This is a genomic window from Streptomyces sp. NBC_00726 (assembly GCF_045161735.1).
Taxonomy (GTDB): Bacteria; Actinomycetota; Actinomycetes; order Streptomycetales; family Streptomycetaceae; genus Streptomyces.
Window position 1 is genome coordinate 4,345,152 of sequence record NZ_CP108983.1, and the last position, 24,099, is coordinate 4,369,250.

Genomic DNA, 24,099 nt, shown 5'->3' on the forward strand with positions numbered 1-24,099 from the left:
GGCCCCGCCCCTACACCGCGCCCGCCGCCGAGCGCACCGACCGCCCCGCCAGCACCTGGGTGCGGCGGCCGTCCTCGATGACGAAGCGGCCGTCGATCAGTACGTGCGGGATGCCGGCCGGCAGGGTGCGCGGCGCCGCGAACGTCGAGCCCGCCGCGACCGTCGCCGGGTCGAAGAGCACCAGGTCGGCGCGGTAGCCCTCGCGTACGAGACCCCGGTCGGGGAGGCGGAGCCGGGCCGCCGGGCGGGACGTGAGGTGGGCGACGCACTCCTCCAGGGAGAGGATGCCCAGCTCGCGTGCGTAACGGCCCAGGTAATGGGGAAAGGTGCCGTACGCGCGAGGGTGCGGCTTGTCGCCCTGGAGGATGCCGTCGCTGCCGCCCGTGTGCACCCGGTGGCGCATGATCTGCCGGACGTTCTCCTCGTGGCCGACGTGCTGGAGGATCGTCGTCCCGAGCCGGTCCTCCACCAGCAGCCGCCGCGCGGTCACCCAGGGCTCCTCGCCCCGCAGCGCCGCCGACTCGGCCACCGTACGCCCGACGTATCCGGCGAGGCCGGGCGTTCCGGTGCCCGAGATCTCGATGGTGTCCCACTCGATCGGCACCCCGTGGCAGCCGTCCGACCCCACGGTCTCCAGGTCGTGCCGGATGCGGGCGGCCGTCTCCGCGTCGGCCAGCCGGGCCAGCACCGCCTCCGGACCGCCCTCGCTCGCCCAGCTGGGCAGCATCGCGACGAGGGTTGTGCAGCCGGGGGTGTACGGGTAGGTGTCGAGGGAGATGTCGGCGCCCGCGTCCAGCGCGTCGTCCAGGAGGGCGAGCAGGTCGGGGGCGCGGCCCTCGTTGACCCCGAAGTTCATGGTCGCGTGGGCCAGATGCAGGGAACAGCCCGCGCTGCGGGTGAGCCGCACCATCTCCTCGTACGCCTCCAGGGCGCCTGCCCCGTACGAGCGGTGGTGCGGGCAGTAGTAGCCGCCGTGGGCGGCGACCACCCGGCACAGCTCGGTGAGCTCGGCGTCGTCCGCGTACATGCCGGGGGTGTAGGTGAGGCCCGAGGACATGCCGACCGCGCCCTCGCGCATGCCCTGGTCCACGAGGTGCCGCATCCGGTCCAGCTCGGCGTCGGTCGCGGGGCGGTCGTCCCAGCCCACCGCGTACATCCGGACCGTGCCCTGCGGGATGAGATAGGCGGCGTTGACCGCGATGCCCTGGCGGTCGAGGCGGTCCAGATAGCCGCCGACGGTCCGCCAGTCGAAGTCGATGTCCTCGCCGTCGCCGTTCCACCCGGAGATGGAGCGGCGGACCTGGGCGAGCGTGCGGTCGTCCACCGGCGCGTACGACAGGCCGTCCTGGCCCAGGACCTCCAGGGTGACGCCCTGGGCGGCCTTCGCGCTGTGGTCGGGGTCGCGGAGCAGCGCGAGGTCGCTGTGGGCGTGCATGTCGATGAAGCCGGGGGAGAGGGCGAGGCCGTCGGCGTCCAGGGTGCGGGTCCCCGTGGGGCGGGGGCCGGGGGAGTCCTCGCGGTGGATCTCCGCGACGCGGCCGTCGGTGACGGCCACGTCGGCGCGGTAGGAGGGCGTGGCGGTGCCGTCGATGACGGTCGCGTCGCGGATGACGAGGTCCATGGGGCCTTGGCCTTTCTCGGAGGGCTGGGCCTGATCAGAAGAACGTGCGGACGAAGTCCGTGACCGTGCCGTCCGCCTCCACGAGCGGGATCAGCTGCCACTTGTCGAAGCTGGTGCACGGGTGGGACAGCCCCATCCCCACCCAGTCCCCGACCTCAAGCCGCGCGCCCTCGTCCGTGCGGACCCAGGTGTGCTGGTCGGACAGGCCGGTGACGGTGATCCCCTCGGCCGGCCGCTCCGAGCCGTCCCGGCCCGACCGCACCACCTGTGCCTCCGGCAGGTCCAGGTCGTACGCCGCGTCCCGCTTGCCCGCGTTGAGGAACGCCTGCCCGGCGGACGGGCGCGACACCACCTGCGCCCACAGCCGGAACGCCGGCTGCAACGCGCCCTCCTCCGGGACGCGGTTGAACGGGGTGAGATGGCGGTAGTGGCCGTCGTCGTGCGAGACGTACGCCCCCGAGCGCAGCAGCTTGAGTACGGGGGCGGAGAGCGCGGGGATCTCGGCGAACACGTCCGCCACCGCGTCGAACCACGCGCTGCCGCCGGCGCTGATCACGATGCGCTCACCGGCCCCCAGCGCGCCGAAGCGGCCCGCCGCGTCGAAGTCCGCCGCCAGCGCGACGAGCCGGCGCAGCCAGGCCCGGACCCGGTCGCCGTCCGCGTCCGGCACCTCGCCCTCGTAACCGGCGACGCCGACCAGGCGCAGGGTCGCCGCGTCCGCCACCGCGTCGGCCACGGCCGCGCAGTCCGCCTCGGTCCGGGCGCCGGTGCGCGCGCCCTCGCCCGCGCCCAGCTCCGCGACGACGTCGACCGGGCGGGAGGCGCCCGCCGCGCGCAGGGCCTCGTCCATCAGCTCGGCCCCGCGCACGGAGTCCACGTAACAGACGAAGGCGAAGTCCGGGTCGGCGTCCAGCTCGCCCGCCAGCCAGCGCAGCGCGGCGGCGTCGACCAGCTCGTTGGCGAGGAAGATCCGGCCGATCCCGAACGCACGGTAGACCCGCGCCTGGTGGGGAACGGCGGCCGTGATGCCCCAGGCGCCGTGTGCCAGCTGGCGGGCGAAGAGCTGCGGGGACATCGACGTCTTGCCGTGCGGGGCGAAGGCGAGGCCGTGGCGTTCCGCGTACGTCTCCAGGAGCGCGAGGTTGTGCGCGACGGACTCGGCGGACAGGGCGAGCACGGGGGTGGTGAACCCGCCGCCGAAGAGATTGCGGCGCTCGGCCGCCAGGGCGCCGACCGTCAGGCCCTCGGCGTCGGGCGGGAGGCCCTTGAACCGGTGATCGACCGGTTCGTCGGCGAGAGCGGTCACGTCGTGCGCGGCGGCCATGGGGTCTCCTCGGTCCGGGTCCGTCATCGGGATTGCAACATGTGCAACACCCATTGCGTATATCGCTCAGGGCTGTCTAACATCCGAGCCGACGCCCGGTCAATGGTGAGTGCCGGTGCCGCCGCCCGACTGCTGAGGAGCCCCGCGTGTCCGGAACGACGCCCGCCGATGTCGTGTGCCTCGGTGAGTCCATGGTGACGTTCCTGCCCTCCCGGCCCGGGCGCCTCGCCGATGTGCCGTCCTTCGACCGCGGCATCGGCGGCGCCGAGTCCAACGTCGCCTGCGCGCTGGCGGCGGCCGGGCACCGGGCCGCGTGGGTGAGCCGGGTCGGCGCGGACGGCTTCGGCGACCACCTCGTGGAGGCGGTCGCCGCGTACGGCGTGGACACGTCCTTCGTACGGCGCGATCCATCGCGGCCGACCGGGATCTACTTCCGCACGGCCACGGACCGGGCCACGGATGTCCACGAGGTGGCGTACTACCGGGCCGGGTCCGCGGCCTCCGCGATGTCGCCGTCCACCGTGCCGTACGACGGGCTGCCCGCCGGGCGGATTCTGCACCTGTCGGGCATCACGGCCGCCCTCTCGCCGGACTGCCTGGCGCTGCTCCACGAGCTGACCGCTCCGCGCGCGGGGCGGCCGCTGATCTCCTTCGACGTGAACTACCGGCCGGGGCTGTGGCGCGGGGAGTCCGCCGGGGTCCTGCTGGAGCTGGCGCGGCGGGCCGATGTGGTGTTCGTGGGGGAGGACGAGGCGGAGGCGGCGTGGGGGGTCGTGGGGGCTGCGGCGATCCGGGAGGCGCTGCCGGGGCCGGGGGTGGTCGTGGTGAAGCGCGGCGCCGACGGGGTGACGGTGTTCTCCTCGGATACCGGACAGCCCGAATTTCAGCCCCTCCGGCGTTTGAGGAGCGGGGTCCGGGGCGGAGCCCCGGTTCGGGAAGGGGCGGGGTGGGGAGAGGCCCCGCGCAGCGGCCCCGACACCGTCACCCACGTCCCCGCCCTCCGCGTGGACGTCATCGCCCCCGTCGGCGCCGGCGACGCCTTCGCCGCCGGGTTCCTCTCGGGCACGCTGCGGGGACTTTCCGCGCGGGAGCGCGCCAGGCACGGCCACCTCATGGCCGCAGCCACCCTCACCGTCCCCGGCGACCTCACCGCACCCCCCGCCCGCGAGCACGCCGACCGGCTCACCGCACTGGACGACGACGCGTGGGGGAGACTGCGTCTCGGCCCCGGGTGGACGGGGGACGACACGGAGGTACGTACGCCATGAGCCAGACCGTCGACCGCGCGCTGAGCATCCTGCCGCTCCTCGCCCAGGGCCCCGCCGACCTCGGACAGGTCGCCGACCGCCTCGGCGTCCACAAGTCCACCGCGCTGCGCCTGCTGCGTACGCTCCACGAGCACGGGCTCGTCTACCGGCAGCAGGACCAGCGCTACCGCCTCGGCGCCCGGCTGTTCGCGCTCGCGCAGGAGGCCGTCGAGAATCTCGACGTACGGGAGATCGCCCACCCGCACCTCGTGGAGCTGAACGAGCAGTGCGGGCACACCGTCCACCTCGCCGTGTACGAGGAGAACGAGGTCCTCTACATCGACAAGGTCGAGAGCCGTTACCCGGTCCGGATGTACTCGCGGATCGGCAAGCCCGTCGCGATCACCGTCGCCGCCGTCGCCAAGCTGCTCCTCGCCGACCTGAGCGAGGCCGAGCGGCGGGCCATCGCCGACAAGCTCGACTACCCCATGTACACGTCCCGTTCGACGCCCGGCGCCGCCGCGTTCCTCAAGGAGCTGGCCGCCGTACGCGAACAGGGCTGGGCCACCGACCTCGGCGGCCACGAGGAGTCCATCAACTGCGTCGGCGCCCCGATCCGCGGCGCCGACGGGCGCGTCGTCGCCGCGATGTCGGTCTCCGCGCCGAACGTGGTCGTCACGGCCGAGGAACTCCTCACCCTGCTCCCCCTGGTCCGTCGCACCGCCGACACCATCAGCCGGGAGTACTCCGGCAGCAACCGACCCAAGAAAGCCTGATCCGCCATGACCGACAAGACCGCGCTCACTCCCAGCACCCACACCACCCCGCCCGCGAAGTTCTCGCACGGCGTGCGCAAGGGCAACATCCTCCAGGTCGCCGGCCAGGTCGGCTTCCTGCCCGCCGTCGAGGGCCAGGCGCCCACCCCGGCCGGCCCCACCCTGCGCGAGCAGACCCTCCAGACCTTCGCCAACGTCAAGGCGATCCTGGAGGAGGGCGGCGCGAGCTGGGACGACGTGATGATGATGCGCGTCTACCTCACGGACGTGGACCACTTCGCCGAGATGAACGAGATCTACAACGCGTACTTCGGCGAGCAGAACCTCAAGGAGGCCCCGGCCGCGCGCACCACGGTCTACGTCGGCCTCCCGAAGGGCCTCCTCATCGAGATCGACGCCCTCGCCGTCCTGGGCTGACCCATACCCGTAATCCGCACCCTTCCCGGCACGGCGCCGTACAACACTGTGGCGCCGTGCCGCGGTCCCCCCTGCCCGGAAACATGGACGAACAACGGAGTTACCCATGCAGCTCGCCGCAGGCCCCACCCCGCCCGAGACGCCACCCCACACCGGTGGACTCCTTCTCCTGATCGACGGCACGCCCGGTCTGCTGACCGTCGCCGTCCTCGGTATCGCGCTCCTCCTCTTCCTGATCATCAAGGTCAGGCTCCAGCCGTTCGTCGCGCTGCTCGCGGTCTCCATAGTCGTCGGCCTGGGCGCGGGGCTCTCGGTGACCGAACTCTTCGGCACCGTGCAGAAGTCCGCCGCCGTCTCCGTCATCGAATCCGGGATGGGCGGCATCCTCGGCCATGTCGCGATCATCATCGGCCTCGGCACGATGCTCGGCGCGATCCTGGAGGTGTCCGGCGGCGCCGAGGTGCTGAGCGCCCGGCTGCTGCGGCTCTTCGGCGAGAAACGCGCCCCGCTCGCGATGGGTCTGACCGGTCTGATCTTCGGTATCCCGGTCTTCTTCGACGTCGGCATCTTCGTCCTCGCGCCGATCGTCTACGCCGCCGCCAAGCGGTCCGGCAAATCGATCCTGCTGTACTCCATGCCGCTGCTCGCGGGGCTCTCCATGACCCACGCGTTCCTGCCGCCGCACCCCGGCCCGGTCGCCGCGGCCGGTCTCTTCCACGTCTCGCTCGGCTGGGTCATCCTGATGGGCGCCCTCGTCGGCATCCCGTCCGTGCTGGCCGCCTGGGGTTACGCCGCCTGGATCGGCAGGCGGATCTTCGTGGACGTCCCGCAGGACATGGTGGAGGCCGCCGAGGAGGCGAAGGCCGCCGTCGTCGCCGAGCAGCGGGCCGCCGGGGTCACCCCGCACGAGGCACCGGTCGCTCTCTCCACCGTGCTGGCCATCATCGGCACCCCGCTGGTGCTGATCCTCGCCGCCACCTTCTCCTCGATCGCGATGGACCCCTCGACGGGCCGCTCGGCCATCGAGTTCTTCGGCAACCCCTTCGTCGCCCTGACGATCGCGCTGCTCCTCGCGTACTACCTGCTCGGCATCCGGCGCGGCTGGTCCCGCAAGTCCCTGGAATCCGTGTCCACTTCCTCGCTGAAGCCGGTCGGAAACATCCTGCTCGTCGTCGGCGCGGGCGGCATCTTCGGCGCCGTGCTCAAGGGCAGCGGCATCGCGGACGCGCTCGCCGACACCTTCAACGACGTCGGCCTGCCCGTCATCCTGCTCGCCTGGCTGATCTCCGCCGTGCTGCGGATCGCCCAGGGCTCGGCGACCGTAGCCATCGTCACCACCGCCGGCATCGTGGTCCCGCTCGTGGAGAACCAGGGCTTCTCACAGGCCCACCTCGCGCTGATCATCATGGCCATCTCGGCCGGCTCGATCATCGCCTCGCACGTCAACGACGGCGGCTTCTGGATGGTGTCGAAGTACTTCGGCATCTCCGAACGCGACACCCTGAAGTCCTGGACCGTGCTCGAAACCGTCCTGTCGGTCGCCGGGTTCGTCGTCGCCGCGCTGCTCAGCCTGGTGATCTAGGGCCTCTCGTCCGCGTACGGCTCACGCGGCCGAGGCGCAGATGATGCTGCGGCCCTGGTTGACCTGCCAGTACCAGAACCGCTCGCCGGGCCCCGCCGGACAGGTCCAGTTCCGGCCCTTCTTCGGGGCCCGGTAGAAGCCGGTGATCCGCAGGATCGACTGCCCCGCCTTCGGCACCTTCGAGGCGTTGCACTTCCAGACCACCGTCAGGTCCGCGTTCGTCTCCCCGTTCACCTTCGCCGGGAAACACTGACCCGCCCTGTACACCCGGTCCAGGCACAGTGTCCGGGTGATCCCGTCGTCGCCCGACCGGCTCCACCAGGTGAAACCCGCCCCCGTGTCACAGGAACCGGACGCGCCGGTGCGGGTGCTTACCCGGTTGACGTGCATGTACGCATTCGAGGCGGCGCACTTCACCCGGATCGGGCGGCTCGCGCTCATGTTGTCGTAGCCGTCGTTGTACACGTTGAGGCAGTCACCCGCGTGCACGGCGGCGAAGGCGCGGTCGGTGGAGTCCATGGTGGGTGTCGGGGTCGGGGTGGGGGTCGGCGTCGGGTCTTCGGTGACTGTGCCGGCGGTCGTGCTGTCGTCCGTGTGCGTGTCGAGGCCGGTGCCCGAGGTGACGGAGCCGGACGCGCTGCCGCCCGACGCGGAACTTCCGCCCGCCTTCTCCCAGGGCTGCCACGTCAGCAGCCCCGCCACGGCGATCAGCGCGAGCAGCCAGCCCAGGACGGCGGCGCCGGAGGACGACGAGCGGATGCGGGGGCGCGCCGGTGCGGGGGCCGGGAAGGGGGCCGGAACGAAGGGGGCCGGGGCGGGCGAGGCGGCCCGGGCCGCCCGTTCCGCGCGCTCCCGCTCGGCCCGCACCCGGGCCGCCCGTTCCGCCTCCAGGCGCGCGGCCCCCGCGCGCGCCCGCTCCGCCTCCTCGCGCTCCGACTGCTCCCGCTCCGCGCGCTGCCGGTCGGCCAGCTGGGCGAGGGCCGCCATCTCGCGGCGGGTCCGGTCGCGGTCGGCCCGGGCCTGCCGCTGCGGCGAATACACCAGCGTCGGGGGCGGCTTCGGCACCGCGCGCGTCCGCGGCGTCACCGGCGGGACGTGCGACGGGCCACCCGGGGGCCGGCCACCCGCCCATTCCCGGCCCTGGTGCACGTACGCGTCGATCAACGCCGTCCAGCGCGGCGGCAGCCAGCGCGTGCCGCTCGTCGTCATCGGCAGCCCGGCCTGCTGCTCGCGGAAGCGGGCCAGCAGCTCGGCGGGGGTCGGACGGTGCCGGGGCTGCACGGCCAGGCACGGCCGGATCGTCGCGACCAGCTCCTTGGGCAGCCCGGTCGGATCGAGCTCGCCGCGCTGCACCCGGGCCAGCAGCCGCAGCGTGTCGCCGTCCGCGCGGTAGGGTGCCCGGCCGGTGGCCAGCAGGAAGAGCGTGGCACCCAGCGAATACACGTCGGAGGCGGCCGTGGACTCCTCGCCGCGCGCCTGCTCCGGCGAGGTGAAGGCGATCGTGCCGAGCGTGAGGCCCGTCAGGGTGAGGTCGCTGGCGTGCGAGATGCCGAAGTCGATGACCCGGGGCCCGGCCAGCGGCAGCAGCACGTTCTGCGGCTTCACATCGCGGTGGACGATCCCCACCCCGTGCAGGGTGACCAGGGCCTCGGCGGTGCCGGCCGCTATCCACCGTACGGCCGACGCGGGCAGCACACCGCAGGACCGGACCAGTTCGGAGAGCGGGGGCGCGGCGATGTAGTCGATGGCCATCCAGGGCCGCTCGGCGTCCGGATCGGCGTCCCGTACGCGCGCGGTGTAGGCGCTGTCCACCCGCTGGGCGACCGCCACCTCACGGGCGAAGCGCCGCCGGTCGGTGTCGCCGACCCGGCCCTCCGCGAGGAGCGTCTTCACGGCGACGAGCTCCCGGCCGCCGGTCCGGGCCAGATAGATCCGGCCCATCCCGCCGGACGCCAGCCGCCCGAGCAGCCGGTACGGCCCGAGTGTCACCGGATCGTCCCCGCCCAGCGCTTCGATCCGCGCCCCGGCCATGTCACTCCCCCTGTCGCCCCAGCACCGCGCCCACAACGGTGCCACGGACCGGCGCGGACAGCCATGCGGTGGCACAACTCCCCTACAGGACTGTTGCGTTACCGGTATCGAAGCCGGTCCCGCCGGCACCGGCCCGTACACGCAGCAGCGCCGCCGGGGGAGCGGCGGCGCTGCTGGTCGGGACCGCCGGCGGGGAGGCCGGCAGACGGTGGTCTACGAGAGGCCGTGGACGTGCGGGGCGACCGCGTTCGACCAGGCGTTGCCGGCCGTGGCGTCCCAGTTGGTCGACCAGGTCATCGCGCCGCGCAGGCTCGGGTAGGTCTTCGACGGCTTGAAGGTGCCGCAGTTGGTGCCGGCCGTCAGGCAGTCCAGGGCCGCGTTCACGACCGAGGGGGCCACGTAACCGCTGCCCGCGCCACGGGTGGAGGCGGGGACGCCGATCCCGACCTGCGACGGGTCGAGGCCGCCCTCCAGCTGGATGCAGGCGAGCCCGGTGAGGAAGTCCACCGAACCCTGCGAGTAGACCTTGCCGTCGCAGCCGAGCATCGCACCGCTGTTGTAGTACTGGGTGTTGACGACGGTCAGGATGTCCTTGATGTTCAGCGCCGTCTTGAAGTACTCGGTGCCCGTCGACTGCATGTCGAGGGTCTGCGGGGCCATCGTGATGACGAGGCCGGAGCCCGCCTTCTGCGACAGCGAACGCAGCGCCTTCGTCATGTACGTGGAGTTGATGCCGTTCTCCAGGTCGATGTCGACCCCGGTGAAGCCGTACTCCTGCATGATCGAGTAGACCGAGTTGGCGAAGTTGGTGGCGGAGGCGTCGCTGTTGACCGCGACCGACCCCTTCTCGCCGCCGACCGAGATGATGACGTTCTTCCCGGCGGCCTTCTTCGCGGCGACGTCGGCCTTGAACTGGTCGACGGTGTAGCCGTTCAGGCCCGCCGAGTCCAGGTTGAAGGTGACGGCACCGGGCGTGGTCGTGGCGTCGGCGAAGGAGACCGCGATGATGTCGTAGTTCGCGGGCACGTCGCTGAGCTTCTGGACGGTCGCGCCGTTGTTGAAGTTCTGCCAGTAGCCGGTGACCGCGTGCTTCGGCACGGAGGTGCCCGGGTTCGGCTCGGTGCCACCGGACTTGGCGGTCCGGCCGCTGACGGTCGCCGACTTCACGGACTCACCGGCCGCGTTGGTGGCGGTCACCGCGAACTGGTACGCGGTGTCGGCCGCGAGATTGGTGACCGTCGCCGAGGTGCCGGTGGAGGTGGTCGCTTTCACGCCGTCCTTGTAGACGGTGTAGCCGGTCGCGCCGGACACCGAGTTCCAGGTCAGGTCGATGGAGGACGTGGTGGTCGAGCCGACCGCGAGCCCGGCCGGGGCGCCGGGGATCGACGGGCCGGGGTCGGTGCCGCCGCCCCCGTCGGGGCCGGTCACCGAGAAGTCGTCCACGAAGTAGGCCGCCTGGCCGTACCAGCCGTGCGTGTACACGGTGACGGACGTGGTGTTCGCGCCGGTCGTGAAGCTGGTCTTCAGCTGCGTCCAGTCGGAGGAGCCGGGCGTCCACGTCGAGACGTCGGTGGTTCCGGTGCCGCTGGCGCCCAGGTACGCGTAACCGCCCTGGACCCAGGAGCTGAGCTGGTACGTGGAGTTGGGCTTGACCGCCACGGTCTGCGAGCACTTGGCGTTGTCCTGGCCGGCCGGGGTGGCCTTCAGGGCGGAGGTGCCGCCGTGCACGGGGGAGGAGACGGTGGTGCCGGAATTGCCGGTACACGTCCAGTTGGCGAGGCCCGATTCGAAGCCGGCGTTCTTGGCGACGTTGACGTCGGCGGCCTCGGCGCTGGTCACGAGCCCGGTGAGGGTCAGGGCGCCGGCCGCGACGACGGCCATGGCGGAGCCGAGGAGCGGACGGGTACGGCGTCTTCTGCGGCTCGGGGCGGGGGAACGATCCACTTGCTGCCTCCGGGGGGAGTCGGGGATGGCGGGGGGCGGCACGGGGGGTGCCGGGGGTGTGGAATCGAGGAACGGTGGCCACCGCTGGCCGATAAACTGGTCCAGACCAATCAAGTTGTCAAGACCTCTGGCAGCCTCCGGTCGCCCCGGAGTCCCCCGATGACCTCATCACCCGTGCTTCGCGGGCTTCTTGAAAGTGTTCTCTGTCCTGCCGTACGTGGATAAAGTGCTCAGGTGGGAGCGTCCGGGCGGAAGCACCCGGCGGGAGCGAGTGCGGCCGGCGGTACGCGGCGGCCCGAGGAACGGGGAGCGGCGTGCCGACAGCCATAGCAGTGACCGGTACCGGCCTCGTGCTGCCCCCGCAGGACCGCCAGACGCCCCCGGCGGTCGTCCTGCGCGGCCCCGGCGAACAGTCCCTGGACCAGGCGCTGGAGGACATGCGGCGCCTCCTTGAGCAGCACGGACACGTCATCGCCGTCTACCCGGCCGGCATCCCCGCCGCGCACGAACGCCGGCTGCACACCGTCCGCGCGATCCTGGAGAGCGACCGGATCGCCCTGCTCAAATCGGACCTGCCGCCGCTCGGCGTGGCCGTACTGGTGCGCCAGTTACGGCAGTTGTCCGTCTGCGACTTCAGCGCCGGAGTGATCGCCTCCGCCGTGCGGCTCCTGTCCCACTACGTGCACGCCGGCGCCCTGCTGCACTCCGTGACCCGGCTCGACCGGGTGCCCGTCAGCCTCAAGTCGCACGCCAAGTCCTGGGTCCCCGGCGCCCAGTTCGGTGTGCTCGCCAACCCGGAACCCCAGCTGGTCAGAGCCGGTACGGGGGAGCTTTCCGGCCCCCGTTTCGCCACCCACCTCCTGGTCGCCCGGGGGCAGTCCACGTCCGAGTGGGTGACCGGAACGCTGGCCCCGGCCTGGCAGGTCCAGGCGGTGCACGAGGCCGTCCTGCCCGACGAGTCCCCCGGCTGGTGGGGCACTCCGAAGATGATCGAGTTCGCGGCCTATCTGCCCGACATCTCACTGATCTACCAACTGGTCTCCTCGGTGCGCAGAGAGGTCTGTACCTGGTGCGGAAACGAACTCATCGGCGACCGCTGCGGGCTCTGCAACGCCCCCTTGAACCCGCCCGAGGACCGCACGCGCGGCCCCGCCGCCCTGAACCCCTGAGGTCAACCGCCCCGCCCCGACCACCGGCCCACATACCCCAACGAGGTCGCTCCGCCCATGAATTCACGGCAACGCCGCGGCGTCATCCTGCTCGTCCTGTCGGTCCTGTGCGCCCTCGCCGCCTTCGCCGGTGTGATCTCGGTGATCGGTGATGTGAACGCGAAGGTGGGCCCCGAGGTGACCGCGTACCGGGTGAAGACCACCATCGCGCCCTACAAGCCGCTGGAATCAAGCCAGTTCGAGAAGATCTCGATGCCCGAGCGGTGGCTGTCCAAGAGCGCCGTCACCGACCTCTCCGCCCTCCGCGGCAAGATCGCCGTCACCGAACTGCACCCGGGCTCCCTGCTTCAGGAAGACATGCTGGTCGACCGCCCGAAGCTGAAGAGCGGGCAGCAGGAGATCGCCATCATGATCGACGCGGCGACCGGTGTGGCCGGCAAGATCAGGCCCGGCAACCTCGTCAACATCTACGCCACCTTCGCCGGCCGCACCGACAAGGAGAAGCCCACCTCGCGCGTCATCGTGGCCAACGCCCGGGTCATCGACGTCGGCCGGCTCACCTCCCTCGAACCCAAGCCGGCGGACCGCGGCGACGGCCCCACCGAGGCCGTGCCGATCACCTTCGCCCTGAACACCGACGACGCCCAGCGCGTCGCCTACGCGGAGTCCTTCGCCGAACACGTACGCCTCGCCCTGCTCCCCGCCGACAGCCCGACCACCCTGCGCCCGGGCGAGGGCAGCTACGACCTCGACGAAGACAAGAACAAGTGAGGACCGGATGAGCACACGCATCCTCCCGGCCGTCGGTGACGCCGACGCCGCCCGCGCCGTCTCCGGGCTCCTCGGCCAGCTCCCCGACGCGGAGCCGGCCGCCCCGCTCGGCGACTCGACCTCACTGCTCGACACCCTCGCCCGGCTCGCCGCCGAATCCCTGGACGAGCTGCCCGAGGTCGTCCTCGTGCACGAACGGATCGGCCCGGTCCCGGCCCTGGAGCTGATCCGGGAAGTGGCCCTGCGCTTCCCGGCCGTCGGCGTCGTCCTCGTCACCGCCGACACCAGCCCCGGGCTCTACTCCGCCGCCATGGACTCCGGCGCGCGCGGCCTGGTCGGCCTGCCCCTCTCGTACGAGGAACTGGCGCAGCGCGTCCAGGCCGCCGCCGGCTGGTCCGTGGGCGTCCGCCGCCACCTCGGGGCCGGTGCCGAGCTGCACACCGGACCCGGCGGCACCGTCGTCACCGTCAGCGGCGCGAAGGGCGGCGTCGGCACCACGGTCACCGCCGTCCAGCTCGCCCTGGCGGCCGCCGCCTCCGGGCACACCGTCGCGCTGGCCGACCTGGACCTCCAGTCGGGGGACGTCGCCTCCTACCTGGACGTGCAGTTCCGCCGGTCCGTGGTCGACCTCGCCACCATCCAGGACATCTCGCCCCGGGTCCTCCAGGACGCCCTGTACAACCACGAGTCCGGCGTCGCCCTGCTGCTGGCCCCGGCCGACGGCGAGCGCGGCGAGGACGTCACCGACCGCGTCGTACGCCAGACCGTCAGCGCCCTGCGGCACCGCTACGAGGTCGTCGTCATCGACTGCGGCACGTATATGAACTCGGCCAACGCCGCGGCGGTCGAGATGGCCGACCGCACCGTGCTCGTCACCACCCCGGACGTGATCACCGTCCGGGCCGCCAAGCGCATGGTCCGGCTCTGGGACCGGCTCCAGGTCCGCAAGGCGGAGGAGACCGTCACCGTCGTCAACCGCCACACCCGCCACACCGAGATCCAGCCCGCGCTGATCGAGAAGATCACCGCCACCAAGGTCGCCCGGATCGCCGTCCCGGCCAACTTCAAGGAGCTCCAGACGGTCGTGGACGCCGGACGCCTCCAGGACCTGGACGCCAGGTCCACCGTGAAACAGGCCCTGTGGGGGCTGGCCGGCGACCTCGGTCTCGTCAAGCACGCGGAAGCGGCCGCCCGAGGGGGCAGGCTCAAGGGAGAGCGCGGCACGTCGGGCGGCCGGCGGGCGCGCGCGAAATGACCACCGAGGGGGAGTGCCGTGCCATGAACCTCTTACGCGCGGACGTGCGCCGTGACGCCCGCTCCGACCGGGGCCAGACCGCCATCGAGTTCGTCGGCACCCTGCCCCTGATCCTGCTCACCCTCGCCCTGCTCTGGCAGGCGGGGCTCGTCTGCTACACGTGGATCCTGGCGGGGAACGCCGCCGACAAGGCCGTCCGGGCCGCCGCCGTCGCGGAGGGCGACCCGGGGGCGGCCTGCGAGCGGGCGGTGCACGAGGACGTCCCCGGTGCCTGGTCGACGGTGGTGCGGTGCGACGGCTCGGGCGAGCTGGTCACCGCGACCGTGCGCATCGACGTACCCCTGCTGTTCCCCGGGGCGTTCAGCGTGCCCATGCACGCCACCGGCGAGGCGAAGGCCAGGAACGAGCGGCGGGACGCATGGTGACCCGGACGCCCGGTTTCGGCTCCCGGCAGCGCGGGCAGGCCGTCGTCGAGTACGTGGGTGTGCTCACCCTGCTCCTCGTCGTCGCGCTCGCCGTCGCCCAGCTCGGCATCGCCGTTTACGCCGCCCAGCAGGCGGGTACGGCCGCGCGGACCGCGGCCCGGGTGGCGTCGACCGAGGGCCAGCAGGGCCGGGGGGCCGCCGTCGCCAGGCAGTCCATGAGCGGCTGGCTGGCCGACGGGGCCTCGGTCACCCAGGAGACCGGCGGCGAGGCCGTCACCGTACGGGTGCGCGTGCGCATCCCCAGCCTGCTGCCGATGCTCTCCTTCGGCTCCGTCGAGAAGAGCGCCACGATGCCCCGCGACTGACCCGGACCGAAGCGGCGCCGACCGGAATCGATGGAGTTTCGAAGGAGTTGAGCACATGAGCCTGCGGGCACGCATCACCAGCCCCGAACCCGCGAACGGGATGAGCGAGGAGAGCCGGCTCGTCGGCGCCTACCGCGCCAAACTGCTGGAGGAGATCGACCTCGCCGAGATGTCCGCCCTCCCCGCGGCCGACCGCAGGGCCCGGCTCGAACGCGTCCTCGGCCACATCATCAGCCGCGAGGGCCCCGTCCTGTCCTCCGTGGAACGCTCACAGCTCATCCGCCGGGTCGTGGACGAGGCGCTGGGCCTCGGCATCCTCGAACCGCTCCTGGAGGACGCCTCCATCAGCGAGATCATGGTCAACGGCCCCGAACAGGTCTACGTGGAGCGCGGCGGCCGCCTCGAACTCCTCCCGATGCGCTTCTCCTCGCACGAACAGCTGATGCAGACCATCGAACGCATCGTCTCCACGGTCAACCGCCGCGTGGACGAGTCGAATCCGATGGTCGACGCCCGGCTGCCCTCCGGCGAGCGCGTCAACGTGGTCATCCCGCCGCTCTCCCTGTCCGGGCCGATCCTCACCATCCGGCGCTTCCCCCGCGCCTTCACGCTCCAGGAGATGATCGCGCTCGGCTCGCTGGACGAGCCCATGCTGCTCCTGCTCGCCGGCTTCGTCCGCGCCAAGTTCAACGTGATCGTCTCCGGCGCCACCGGCACCGGCAAGACCACCCTGCTCAACGCGCTCTCCGGGCTGATCCCCGACGGCGAGCGCATCGTCACCATCGAGGACTCCGCCGAACTCCGCCTCCAGCAGTCCCACGTCATCACGCTGGAGAGCCGCCCGCCCAACGTCGAGGGCAAGGGCCGGGTCACCATCCGCGACCTCGTCCGCAACTCCCTGCGCATGCGGCCCGACCGCATCATCGTCGGCGAGGTCCGGGGCGGCGAGACCCTCGACATGCTCCAGGCCATGTCCACCGGCCACGACGGGTCCCTCGCCACCGTCCACGCCAACAGCGCGGAGGACGCGCTGATGCGGCTCCAGACCCTCAGCTCCATGTCCGAGGTCGAGATCCCGTTCGCCGCGATCCACGACCAGATCAACAGCGCCGTCGACGTCATCATCCAGCTCACCCGGCACGGCGACGGCTCCCGCCGGGTCACGGAGATCGCCGTCGTGGACTCGTACGGCCGCGAGGACTACCGCATCGTCTCCGTCTGCCGCTTCGACGCCCTCCCGATGGCGGCGGACGGGCGGGTGTACGGGCAGTTCGCCTACTTCCCCGTGCCCCGCCGGGTCGCGGACCGCTTCTACATGGCGAACGAGACCGTCCCGCCGGCGTTCGGGGTCGCCCACACGGACGAGCAGCTGCTCACCCGTACGCCCACGGCCTGACCCTCTCACCCCTTGGAAGGCGCTTCCCGACATGGACAACCTCCCGCTCCTGACGGTCGGCGTGACCCTGCTCGCCGGTGTGCTCGCCGTCGTCGGCCTGCATGTCTTCGCCTCCGGCAGGGAACAGCAGCGGGCGCTCATCGACCGCCTGTCCCGGACCGGCCCCCCGGCGATCGAGGGGCGCGCCCGGCGCTTCCGGGCCGTCGACCGCCGGCTGCGGCGGACCGGCCTCGGCAAGCGGATCGAGCGGAAGCTCGCCGTCACCGGGCTCGACCTCACCCCCGGTGAGTACGCGGTGTACGTTGCCGCCGCCCTGCTCGGGCTCTACCTCGTCACCGCGGCCGTCTTCGCCCCGTTCTTCGGGCTCCTCGCCGTCCTCATCGGTGCCTGGGGCGGCAACGCCTTCCTCAACTGGCAGCGCGCCAAACGCACCGAGGCGTTCATCGGCCAGCTCCCCGAACTCACCCGCGTCCTCGCCAACGCCACCCAGGCCGGACTCGCCCTGCGCACCGCGATCTCCATGGCCGTCGAGGAGCTGGACGACCCCGCCCACGAGGAACTGCGGCGCGTCGCCGACCGCCTGGCCATCGGGCACTCCCTGGACGACGCCCTCAACGAACTGGTGGAACGGCTGCCCTCCCGCGAGCTGACCGTCCTCGTCTCGACCCTCATCCTCTCCAACCGGGCGGGCGGCACCATCGTCTCCTCGCTGCGCAACCTCACCAACACGCTGGAGGAGCGCAAGGAGACCCGGCGCGAGGTCACCACCCTCCTCTCCCAGGTGAAGGTCACCGCCGTCGCCGTCCCCGTCCTCGGGCTGCTCTTCCTGCTCCTCATCAACACCATGCGGGGCGGCGCACTGGACGACATGGCCGCCGCGACCCCCGGCCGCATCGCGATCGTCGTCGCCGCCGGGCTCTACGGGCTCGGCTTCTTCCTGATCAACCGCCTGACGCGCGTCCGCATCTGAGGGCCGGAGGAGACACACATGGAGATCCTGCTCGCCGCCGTCATGGGACTCGCCGTCCTCGGCGCCTTCCAGGGCGTGCGCATGTACCGCGCGGACGCCAAGCTCCCCGGCGACCTGGTCCTCGCCCTGGAGGTCGGCGCCAGCCGTACCAGCGCCACCGGGTCGGCCATCGACCGCATCGGCATGCGGTACGCGCCCCGGGTCCTGTCGCTGATGGGCCCCCGGCGCGTCGACCGCATCCGCCGCAAGCTCGACATGGCCGGGAACCCGCGCGGCCTGACCGTCGACCGCTACGCCGCCCGGCGCGCGGTCTTCGGCGGGCTCGGCATCCTGGCCGCCCTGGCGATGCTGATGAACGGTCAGGTGGTCCTGGCCGTCATCCTGCTCGTCTACGGCCTGTTCTGGACGGACGTGATCCTCCGGGCGGCCATCGCCCGGCGCAAGGACGACATCGAGCGCACCCTGCCCGACTTCCTGGACGTCCTCGCGGTCGTCGTCTCGGCCGGCCTCGGCTTCCGGCAGGCGCTGGAGCGGGTCTCGGAGAAGTACACCGGGCCGTGGTCCGACGAGCTCCGCATCACCCTGCGCCAGATGGACATGGGCGTCAGCAGACGCGACGCCTTCGACCAGCTCCGCCGCCGCAACGAGTCCGAACAGGTCTCCATGTTCGTCTCCGCCCTCCAACAGGGCGAGGAGCTGGGCGCCCCCATCGTCGACACCCTCATCCAGATCGCCAACGACATGCGCCGCACGGACGCCCAGAACGCCCGCCGCAAGGCCGCCAAGGCGGTCCCCAAGGCCACGCTGATCGTCACGAGCTTCATGCTCCCGGGCACGATCATCCTGATCGCGGTGGGCTTCTACTACGCGGCGAACGTCAACATCAACGAAATCTTCGGCAGCTGAGCCTGCGAAGTGCCCTCCCCAGAGGGCTATTTGTGGGACATTCAGAGCAGAGGAAGGGGCGGGAGAGGCGGCATGGCTGAAAGCGATACGTCTGACGAGCCCCCGGAGTGGGAATGGGCCCGGCAGCCCACGACGAGGGCCACCGCACCGACGTACTTTGCCCGCGACACACGAGTTTATGGATCAACGTCGACCGATTCCCGGTCGGTCGAACCCGGAGGGGGACATCGCCATGAAGGACATCGCGCTCAGGGCGGCGGTGCGGACGCAGACTTATGTGACCCACTGGGCGCACACCACCGCGGACCGCATGACGCGCCGGAAGGACAGAGGGCAGGGGGCGATCGAGTATGTCGGCATCACGATTCTGGTGGTGGCGATCGTGATTGCCTTGCTGAACACAGACATGGGCTCCACCATCGGGAACAAGTTCACGGCGAAGATCAACTCAGTTCTCAACAGGTGATTGGCTGGCGGAAAGCCGAAGCAGGGCAGGCTGCGCCGCTCTACATCGCGGCGGTGGTGGGCGTGCTCTTCGTTGCGCTGGTTCTATTCGCGTTCGGAGAAGCCGATATTCGCCGCAATGGCGCACAGAGCGCGGCAGACGCCGCCGCGCTGGCGGTCGCTAAGGAATCGCGCAGCCTTCTGGAACCAGATCTGAAGGCACACCTCGCGGACCCAAAATTCTTCGAATCTGTGTTTAGCGCGTCCTACCTCGGGAGAACGGGCAATGTTTGCCGGAAGGCATCGGACTTCGCTGCTCGGAACAAGGCGGACGGCGTCCGATGCCGTCCACTGGCCGATGGCAGATGGGGCTACGAAGTCCGTCTGAAGTCGGCCAAGGGAATGAGCACGGACATCGTGCCGGGCACGAAAGGAAGAAAGGCGGAGGCTACGGCCGTGGCCGTGATCGAGCCCCGTTGTGCCTTTGTTCCGGCCGAGACCTCAGCCCTCGATTCCGACCCGGACGCGGACGCGGATCCGCCATCCGTACCGATCGGCAGGATCCACTGTGACGGCGGCCCGGATTGGTCGGTTGACCCGGAGGATCCGTCGCTCGTGCCGGACGTGGTCGACCTCTTCACCGTACGCCTGGCCGAAGACTGACTGAGACTGACCGCAAAGGATAGGGATCGATGACTGCTCGGTACGTGAGGAAAACGCGCCGGACCGGTGTTGCCGTGCTCCTGGTGGTGACACTGGCCTTCTCCACGGCCGCGTGCGGCGGCGATGACGACGGCAGCGGCCAGGACAAGGGGGCGTCGAGCCCTACGACGCCACGGGATTCCGGGAAGGCGAAGAGCAAGTCCGGTGAGACGGCTCCGGAAGCCGACACGGTCCTGGCGAACGTCAAGGGGGACTCGGGCGTGGAGATGGTCATCACTTCAGCGATGCGAGACTCGGGTGGATTCCTGACGGTGAACGGGCAGTTCAAGAACGCTGGGAGCGGTGCCTACACCACACCGATTCAATGGAGCGGCCGGGAAACCGCGGTTGCGGCCAATGGCCGGTCTCTCGCAGCGATGACGCTGGTGGATTCCAAGGCGAAGAAGCGCTACTACGTCCTCCGTGACACGGACAACCGCCCGCTGACGACGAGCGGTTACGAGCCGAGTATCGAGGCCGGTGCCACCCTTACGTTCTTCGCGCAGTTCCCCGCGCCCGAGGCGTCCACCCACGAAGTGGGTGTGCAGTTCCCCGGCTTCCCCAACGCGACGATCGAGATCTCCGGATGACCCCCCGCCGCGTCACGACGACCCTCCTCGCCGGGGTGGTCGCCCTGGGGGGCGTCGGGGCCATGGCCCCGGAGGCGGTTGCCGGGGACAGTCCCTATCCGTCCGCGTCCGCCGAACCCCCCGTCGAGATCGACCCCCACGACACCGACCTGAAGCTCCCCGAGGGCGCCACCCTCGCCCCGCCCAAGGTCCTCGACATCAAGTCCGTCATCGAGGACCTCGGCGGCGAGGAACGCCGCGAGGACACCAACGCCGACATCAAGTTCGCCCTTCAGGCGGAAGTGCTCTTCGGCAAGGACAGCGCCAAGCTCAGCGGTGAGGCCAGGGGCCGGATCAACGCCATCGCCGAGGAGATCAAGCGGCAGGACGCCAAGAAGGTCAGGGTCTTCGGGTTCACCGACGACCTCGGCTCGTCCGAGCACGGCGACGTGCTGTCCAAGAAGCGCGCCGAGGCCGTCCACAACGTGCTGGACGAGGCCCTCGGCGGCTCCGGGATCACCTTCGAGATCCGGGGCTACGGCGAGGACTACCCGATCGCCAGCAACGAAGACGAGGAGGGCCGCCGGAAGAACCGCCGCGTGGAGGTCTCCTTCCAACGCGGGGAGAGCGGCACGCAGAGCTGACCGGGCCCGTGCGGCGGCGGCACAAGGACCGCCGCCGCACGGGGGGGCATCAGTACAGCGCCTTGTACGTGTTGAAGCCGTAGCCGATCCGTACGCGCTTGTTGATCTTGCCCGTCCCGGTCGACGTGTACCGGTACAGGTCGCCGTAGCCGTTGACCCCGACCAGGTCGGCCTTGCCGTCCCCGTTGAGGTCGCCGATCGCGGCGAACTTGTTGTAGATGTCGAAGCCGTAGCCGATCTTCACGCGTGCCTTCAGCGGCGCGGACGCCTTGCCCGTGCCCTCGTACAGGTACAGCGTGCCGTCCTCGGCGATCCCCACCACGTCCGCCCGGCCGTCCCCCGTGAGGTCTCCGGCGCCGACGATGTGGCGGTACGAGCCGTAGCCGTAGCCCACCTTGATCTTCGCCGCGAGCGCGGTGCCCTTGCCGTTCCCCTGGTACAGGTAGAGGTCGCCCTTGGCGTCGCGCGCGAGGAGGTCGCCCGCGCCGTCACCGCTCAGGTCGCCGGGGCCGATGAGGTTGTTGTAGACGCCCCAGCCGCTGCCGATCCGCGCGCCCGCGATGTACAGCACGCCGTTGTCCACCCAGAGGTTGTCGGCCTGCCCGTCGTCGTTGAGGGAGGCGGCGAGCCACCCCTCGGGCTGGGGGAACCGGCCCACGCGGCTGAAGAGCTCGCCGTTGTTCTTGGAGTCGTACCAGTATCCGTCGCCCTTGGCGTTGACACCCAGGATGCTGCGCTTGGCCGCGCCCGGATTGCCGCCCGCCCCGACGAACACGGCGGCCTTGTGCCACCCGAAGGTGCCGGGGATCCTCATCCGGAGGTGGCCGTTGGAGAGGGCGCGGTAGATGTACGTGTCGCCGTTCTCCTTGCGGCCCATGAGGTCGCCGAGACCGTCCCCGTTGATGTCGTCGAGACCCACGAGCTGGTTGTAGGTGTCGAACCCGTAGCCGATCATGAACGGTGCCTTGAAGGGCTTGGCCGGGTTCCCGGTGCCGGCGTGGAAGTACAGATATCCGTCGGGGGTCCGGGTGACGACATCGCCGATCCCGTCGGCGGTGGAGTCGTTCATGCCGACGATCTGGTCGTACGCATCCCAGCCGGAGGCCACCTTGACGGCGGGTTCGAAGGGCTCGCCGTCGATGCGCCCGGTGGAGACGTAGAGGTAGAGGTCGCCGGCGGGCGTGCGCGCGATCAGGTCGTTGTGACCGTCGCCTGTCAGGTCGCCCGGTGCGACGATCTTGTTGTACTTCTGCCAGCCCTTCCCGGACCAGGTGGGAGTGCCCCCCGTCGGGTCCATGCCCACCATCGGGTGCAGGGTGAGCGTGCCGGACTCCGTCAGGGTGAGGAGCTCGACCTGGCCGTCTCCCTGGAGATCACCCGGAGCGATGATGTCCTTGTACACGAGCTGTTCGTCGGGGTCGTCGGGGTCGTTGAACCCGACGGGGTAATCCGCCACCGGCGCGCCCACCGACTGCATCAGGCGGCCCTGCCGGTTCTGGTAGAGGATGTCGCTCTCGCCGTCGCCGGTGATGTCCATGCGCGGCGTCGAGCCGACGGCTTTCGGCGCCTCGGCGCCCTTCGCGTCGTCGGCCGAGGCCGGGGCCGCCAGCAGCACGCCGGCGGAGAGGACGAGCGCGGTGCAGGCCGCGATCCGGCTCGCACGCTTCGAGTACGCGCGGCCGGTGCGGCCGGATTTCAGTGCGGACAGATGCAAAGCCCCCCCAGGGGTCGTCTATGAGCCGGCTGTCGATAAGTCGGCTGGTGTTCATATGACTGGTACTGGATTCCTTTGGAGGGGGCTGTTTTCGGCCGTCCGGATGGGGTTGCTTTCAGCCGTCAAACCAGTGCCCTATCGGCCGCTCAAGCCGCCTCCGTACGTTCCACCACCCGCCCACCGTCCAGCTCCAGCCGCCTCCCGCGGAAGCGTTCCCGCAGGCGCCGGTCGTGCGTCACCACGACCACCGCACCCCCGAACCCGGCCAGCGCGCCCTCCAGCTCCTCCACCAGCGCCGGGGAGAGGTGGTTCGTCGGCTCGTCCAGCAGGAGCAGGTCGACGGGTTCGCCGACCAGGCGGGCCAGTTCGATGCGGCGCCGCTGCCCGTAGGACAGCTCGCCCACCCGCAGGCGCAGGTCCGCCGGGCCGAACAGGCCCAGCGACAGCAGGTGTTCCGTGTGCGCGTCGAGGTCACCGCCGCGCCCGTGGGCGTAAGCCTCCGGGAGCGTCAGAGCGGCCGGCCACGGCGTCTCCTCCTGGCGCAGGTACCCGACCCGCCCCCGCGTCCGCACGGTCCCCGCGTCCGGCCGCAGCTCACCCGCGAGCACCCGCATCAGCGTCGACTTGCCGGCCCCGTTCGCCCCCGTGACCAGCAGCCGTTCCGCGCCGCCGATCCGCAGCGCGGGCACGGCGAGACGGCGGCCGACGCGGATTCCGGCCAGCTCCGCCGCGACCCGGGGGGCGGACGCCTCCGCGGCGGTCACCCGGGCGGCGAGCACCAGCGGATCCGGCGGCGGCGCGACCGGCCGCTCCGTGAGCCGTTCGACGCGCTCCTTCGCGTTGCGGATGCGGACCATCGCCCCGTGCCCCCGCCCCCGCGCCCGGAACCCGCCGTGCCCGAACACGGTGAGCGGCACCTTGCGCGGGATCGCGTCCAGCCGGGCCACGTTGGACGCGGCCAGCTCGCGGTTACGGGCCAGCTCGGCGCGCCAGTCCGCGTACTCCCGCAGCCGGCGCCGGCGATCGGCGGCCTTCGCGGCGAGGTAGCCCTCGTAGCCGTCCCCGTACCGCGTCACCCGGCCCTCGCCGACCTCCAGGATCGTCGTGGTGACCCGTTCCAGGAACACCCGGTCGTGCGTCACCGCGAGCACGGTGCCCCGGTGCGCCCGCAGGTGGGTTTCCAGCCAGTCCACCGCCCGGTCGTCCAGGTCGTTGGTCGGCTCGTCCAGCAGCAGCAGCCCCGGCCGGGAGGCCAGCGTTCCCGCCAGCGCCAGCCGCGACCGCTCGCCGCCGGACAGTGTGGACAGCGGCCGGTCCCGGTCCAGGCCGGGCAGTCCGAGACCGTGCAGGGCGATGTCCACCCGCGCGTCGGCCTCGTAACCGGCCCGCGCCTCGTACCGCGCGACCAGCCGCGCGTACGCATCGAGCGCGGCCGTCAGCTCCGCGCCCGCCAGGTCCGCGAGCCCGGCCTCGGCCCGGCGCATCCGGGCCTCCAGCTCCCGCAGCCCGGCGAGCGCCGCGTCCACCGCGTCCTGGACGGTGGCCCCGGCGGGCAGGCCGAGCGCCTGCGCGAGATGGCCCGTGCCGCCGGGCGCGACGACGGTCAGCTCCCCGTTGTCGGGCCGGTCGAGCCCGGCGATCAGCCGGAGCAGCGTGGACTTGCCGGCCCCGTTGTCGCCGATGACGCCGGCCCGTTCGCCGGGCCTGACGGTGAAGGTGACGTCGTCCAGCACGACGCGGTCGTCGTAGCGGCGGGTGACGTTCTGAAGTGTGAGTTGTCCGGTGTGCATGAAAAGCCCCTGTTTCTCGGCCCGTGCACGCCGACGA

22 protein-coding genes are annotated in these 24,099 nt (G+C 71.3%); 16 read left to right on the forward strand and 6 right to left on the reverse strand.

Annotation, left to right across the window (positions count from 1 at the left end; translation table 11 throughout):
- Positions 1-10 precede the first annotated feature (10 nt).
- Together OG338_RS19590 and OG338_RS19595 are read right to left on the reverse strand one after the other, a co-directional pair.
- Complete coding sequence (locus tag OG338_RS19590; protein ID WP_405938558.1) at positions 11-1,621, reverse strand: amidohydrolase family protein; 1,611 nt, start codon at positions 1,619-1,621, stop codon at positions 11-13.
- 34 nt (positions 1,622-1,655) lie between these two features.
- The gene (locus OG338_RS19595) at positions 1,656-2,945 is read right to left on the reverse strand and encodes an alanine racemase (protein ID WP_405938559.1); all 1,290 of its coding nucleotides are present in this window, start codon (positions 2,943-2,945) and stop codon (positions 1,656-1,658) included.
- Positions 2,946-3,091: 146 nt separating this feature from the next.
- Between OG338_RS19595 and OG338_RS19600 the strand changes: the two genes are divergently transcribed.
- The 4 genes from OG338_RS19600 (at position 3,092) to OG338_RS19615 (ending at position 6,967) form a co-directional block, all read left to right on the forward strand.
- Positions 3,092-4,213, forward strand: a complete 1,122-nt coding sequence (locus tag OG338_RS19600; RefSeq protein WP_405938560.1) for a sugar kinase — start codon at positions 3,092-3,094, stop codon at positions 4,211-4,213.
- Positions 4,210-4,968 (forward strand): IclR family transcriptional regulator, encoded by a 759-nt coding sequence (locus OG338_RS19605; protein WP_365678151.1) that lies wholly within the window; start codon positions 4,210-4,212, stop codon positions 4,966-4,968. Before OG338_RS19600 ends, OG338_RS19605 begins: the two co-directional genes overlap by 4 nt.
- Positions 4,969-4,974: 6 nt before the next feature.
- Positions 4,975-5,385 carry a RidA family protein gene (locus tag OG338_RS19610; RefSeq protein WP_405938561.1) on the forward strand — a complete coding sequence of 137 codons (411 nt, stop codon included), beginning with the start codon at positions 4,975-4,977 and terminating at the stop codon, positions 5,383-5,385.
- Between the two features lie 106 nt (positions 5,386-5,491).
- The gene (locus tag OG338_RS19615; RefSeq protein WP_405938562.1) at positions 5,492-6,967 is read left to right on the forward strand and encodes a GntP family permease; all 1,476 of its coding nucleotides are present in this window, start codon (positions 5,492-5,494) and stop codon (positions 6,965-6,967) included.
- Positions 6,968-6,988: 21 nt separating this feature from the next.
- Here the strand turns inward: OG338_RS19615 and OG338_RS19620 are convergent, their stop codons facing one another.
- Together OG338_RS19620 and OG338_RS19625 are read right to left on the reverse strand one after the other, a co-directional pair.
- Positions 6,989-8,998 (reverse strand): serine/threonine-protein kinase, encoded by a 2,010-nt coding sequence (locus OG338_RS19620; protein WP_405938563.1) that lies wholly within the window; start codon positions 8,996-8,998, stop codon positions 6,989-6,991.
- Positions 8,999-9,211: 213 nt separating this feature from the next.
- Complete coding sequence (locus OG338_RS19625) at positions 9,212-10,879, reverse strand: chitinase (RefSeq protein ID WP_405940469.1); 1,668 nt, start codon at positions 10,877-10,879, stop codon at positions 9,212-9,214.
- A gap of 395 nt (positions 10,880-11,274) precedes the next feature.
- Here OG338_RS19625 and OG338_RS19630 point away from each other — a divergent pair, with 395 nt between their 5' ends.
- The 12 genes from OG338_RS19630 to OG338_RS19685 all read left to right on the forward strand — a co-directional run bounded on the left by OG338_RS19630 (position 11,275) and on the right by OG338_RS19685 (position 20,558).
- Positions 11,275-12,111 (forward strand): hypothetical protein, encoded by an 837-nt coding sequence (locus OG338_RS19630; RefSeq protein ID WP_405940470.1) that lies wholly within the window; start codon positions 11,275-11,277, stop codon positions 12,109-12,111.
- 57 nt (positions 12,112-12,168) lie between these two features.
- On the forward strand, positions 12,169-12,882 hold the full coding sequence (gene cpaB / locus OG338_RS19635) for a Flp pilus assembly protein CpaB (RefSeq protein ID WP_405938564.1): 714 nt from the start codon (positions 12,169-12,171) through the stop codon (positions 12,880-12,882).
- A gap of 7 nt (positions 12,883-12,889) precedes the next feature.
- Positions 12,890-14,137, forward strand: coding sequence for a CpaE family protein (locus OG338_RS19640; protein WP_405938565.1), 1,248 nt, complete (start codon positions 12,890-12,892; stop codon positions 14,135-14,137).
- Between the two features lie 23 nt (positions 14,138-14,160).
- Complete coding sequence (locus OG338_RS19645) at positions 14,161-14,562, forward strand: TadE/TadG family type IV pilus assembly protein (RefSeq protein WP_405938566.1); 402 nt, start codon at positions 14,161-14,163, stop codon at positions 14,560-14,562.
- Entirely contained in the window at positions 14,556-14,927 is a 372-nt protein-coding gene (locus OG338_RS19650) for a TadE/TadG family type IV pilus assembly protein (RefSeq protein WP_405938567.1), read from the forward strand. The genes OG338_RS19645 and OG338_RS19650 overlap by 7 nt, the downstream gene beginning before the upstream one ends.
- Positions 14,928-14,982: 55 nt before the next feature.
- On the forward strand, positions 14,983-16,323 hold the full coding sequence (locus tag OG338_RS19655; RefSeq protein ID WP_405938568.1) for a CpaF family protein: 1,341 nt from the start codon (positions 14,983-14,985) through the stop codon (positions 16,321-16,323).
- A gap of 31 nt (positions 16,324-16,354) precedes the next feature.
- Positions 16,355-17,293, forward strand: a complete 939-nt coding sequence (locus tag OG338_RS19660; protein WP_405938569.1) for a type II secretion system F family protein — start codon at positions 16,355-16,357, stop codon at positions 17,291-17,293.
- Between the two features lie 18 nt (positions 17,294-17,311).
- Complete coding sequence (locus OG338_RS19665; RefSeq protein WP_405938570.1) at positions 17,312-18,199, forward strand: DUF5936 domain-containing protein; 888 nt, start codon at positions 17,312-17,314, stop codon at positions 18,197-18,199.
- Between the two features lie 232 nt (positions 18,200-18,431).
- Positions 18,432-18,665: a hypothetical protein gene (locus OG338_RS19670; protein WP_405938571.1), complete on the forward strand. Its 234-nt coding sequence runs from the start codon at positions 18,432-18,434 to the stop codon at positions 18,663-18,665.
- Entirely contained in the window at positions 18,662-19,306 is a 645-nt protein-coding gene (locus OG338_RS19675) for a pilus assembly protein TadG-related protein (protein WP_405938572.1), read from the forward strand. Before OG338_RS19670 ends, OG338_RS19675 begins: the two co-directional genes overlap by 4 nt.
- A 29-nt stretch (positions 19,307-19,335) precedes the next feature.
- Positions 19,336-19,935, forward strand: a complete 600-nt coding sequence (locus OG338_RS19680; protein ID WP_405938573.1) for a hypothetical protein — start codon at positions 19,336-19,338, stop codon at positions 19,933-19,935.
- Positions 19,932-20,558 carry an OmpA family protein gene (locus OG338_RS19685; protein ID WP_405938574.1) on the forward strand — a complete coding sequence of 209 codons (627 nt, stop codon included), beginning with the start codon at positions 19,932-19,934 and terminating at the stop codon, positions 20,556-20,558. The genes OG338_RS19680 and OG338_RS19685 overlap by 4 nt, the downstream gene beginning before the upstream one ends.
- A gap of 49 nt (positions 20,559-20,607) precedes the next feature.
- Here OG338_RS19685 and OG338_RS19690 read toward each other — a convergent pair whose 3' ends face one another.
- Positions 20,608-22,272, reverse strand: a complete 1,665-nt coding sequence (locus tag OG338_RS19690) for an FG-GAP repeat domain-containing protein (protein WP_405938575.1) — start codon at positions 22,270-22,272, stop codon at positions 20,608-20,610.
- Positions 22,273-22,418: 146 nt separating this feature from the next.
- Positions 22,419-24,062 carry a TlrC/CarA/OleB/SrmB family ABC-F type ribosomal protection protein gene (locus OG338_RS19695; protein WP_405938576.1) on the reverse strand — a complete coding sequence of 548 codons (1,644 nt, stop codon included), beginning with the start codon at positions 24,060-24,062 and terminating at the stop codon, positions 22,419-22,421.
- Between the last annotated feature and the right edge of the window lie 37 nt (positions 24,063-24,099).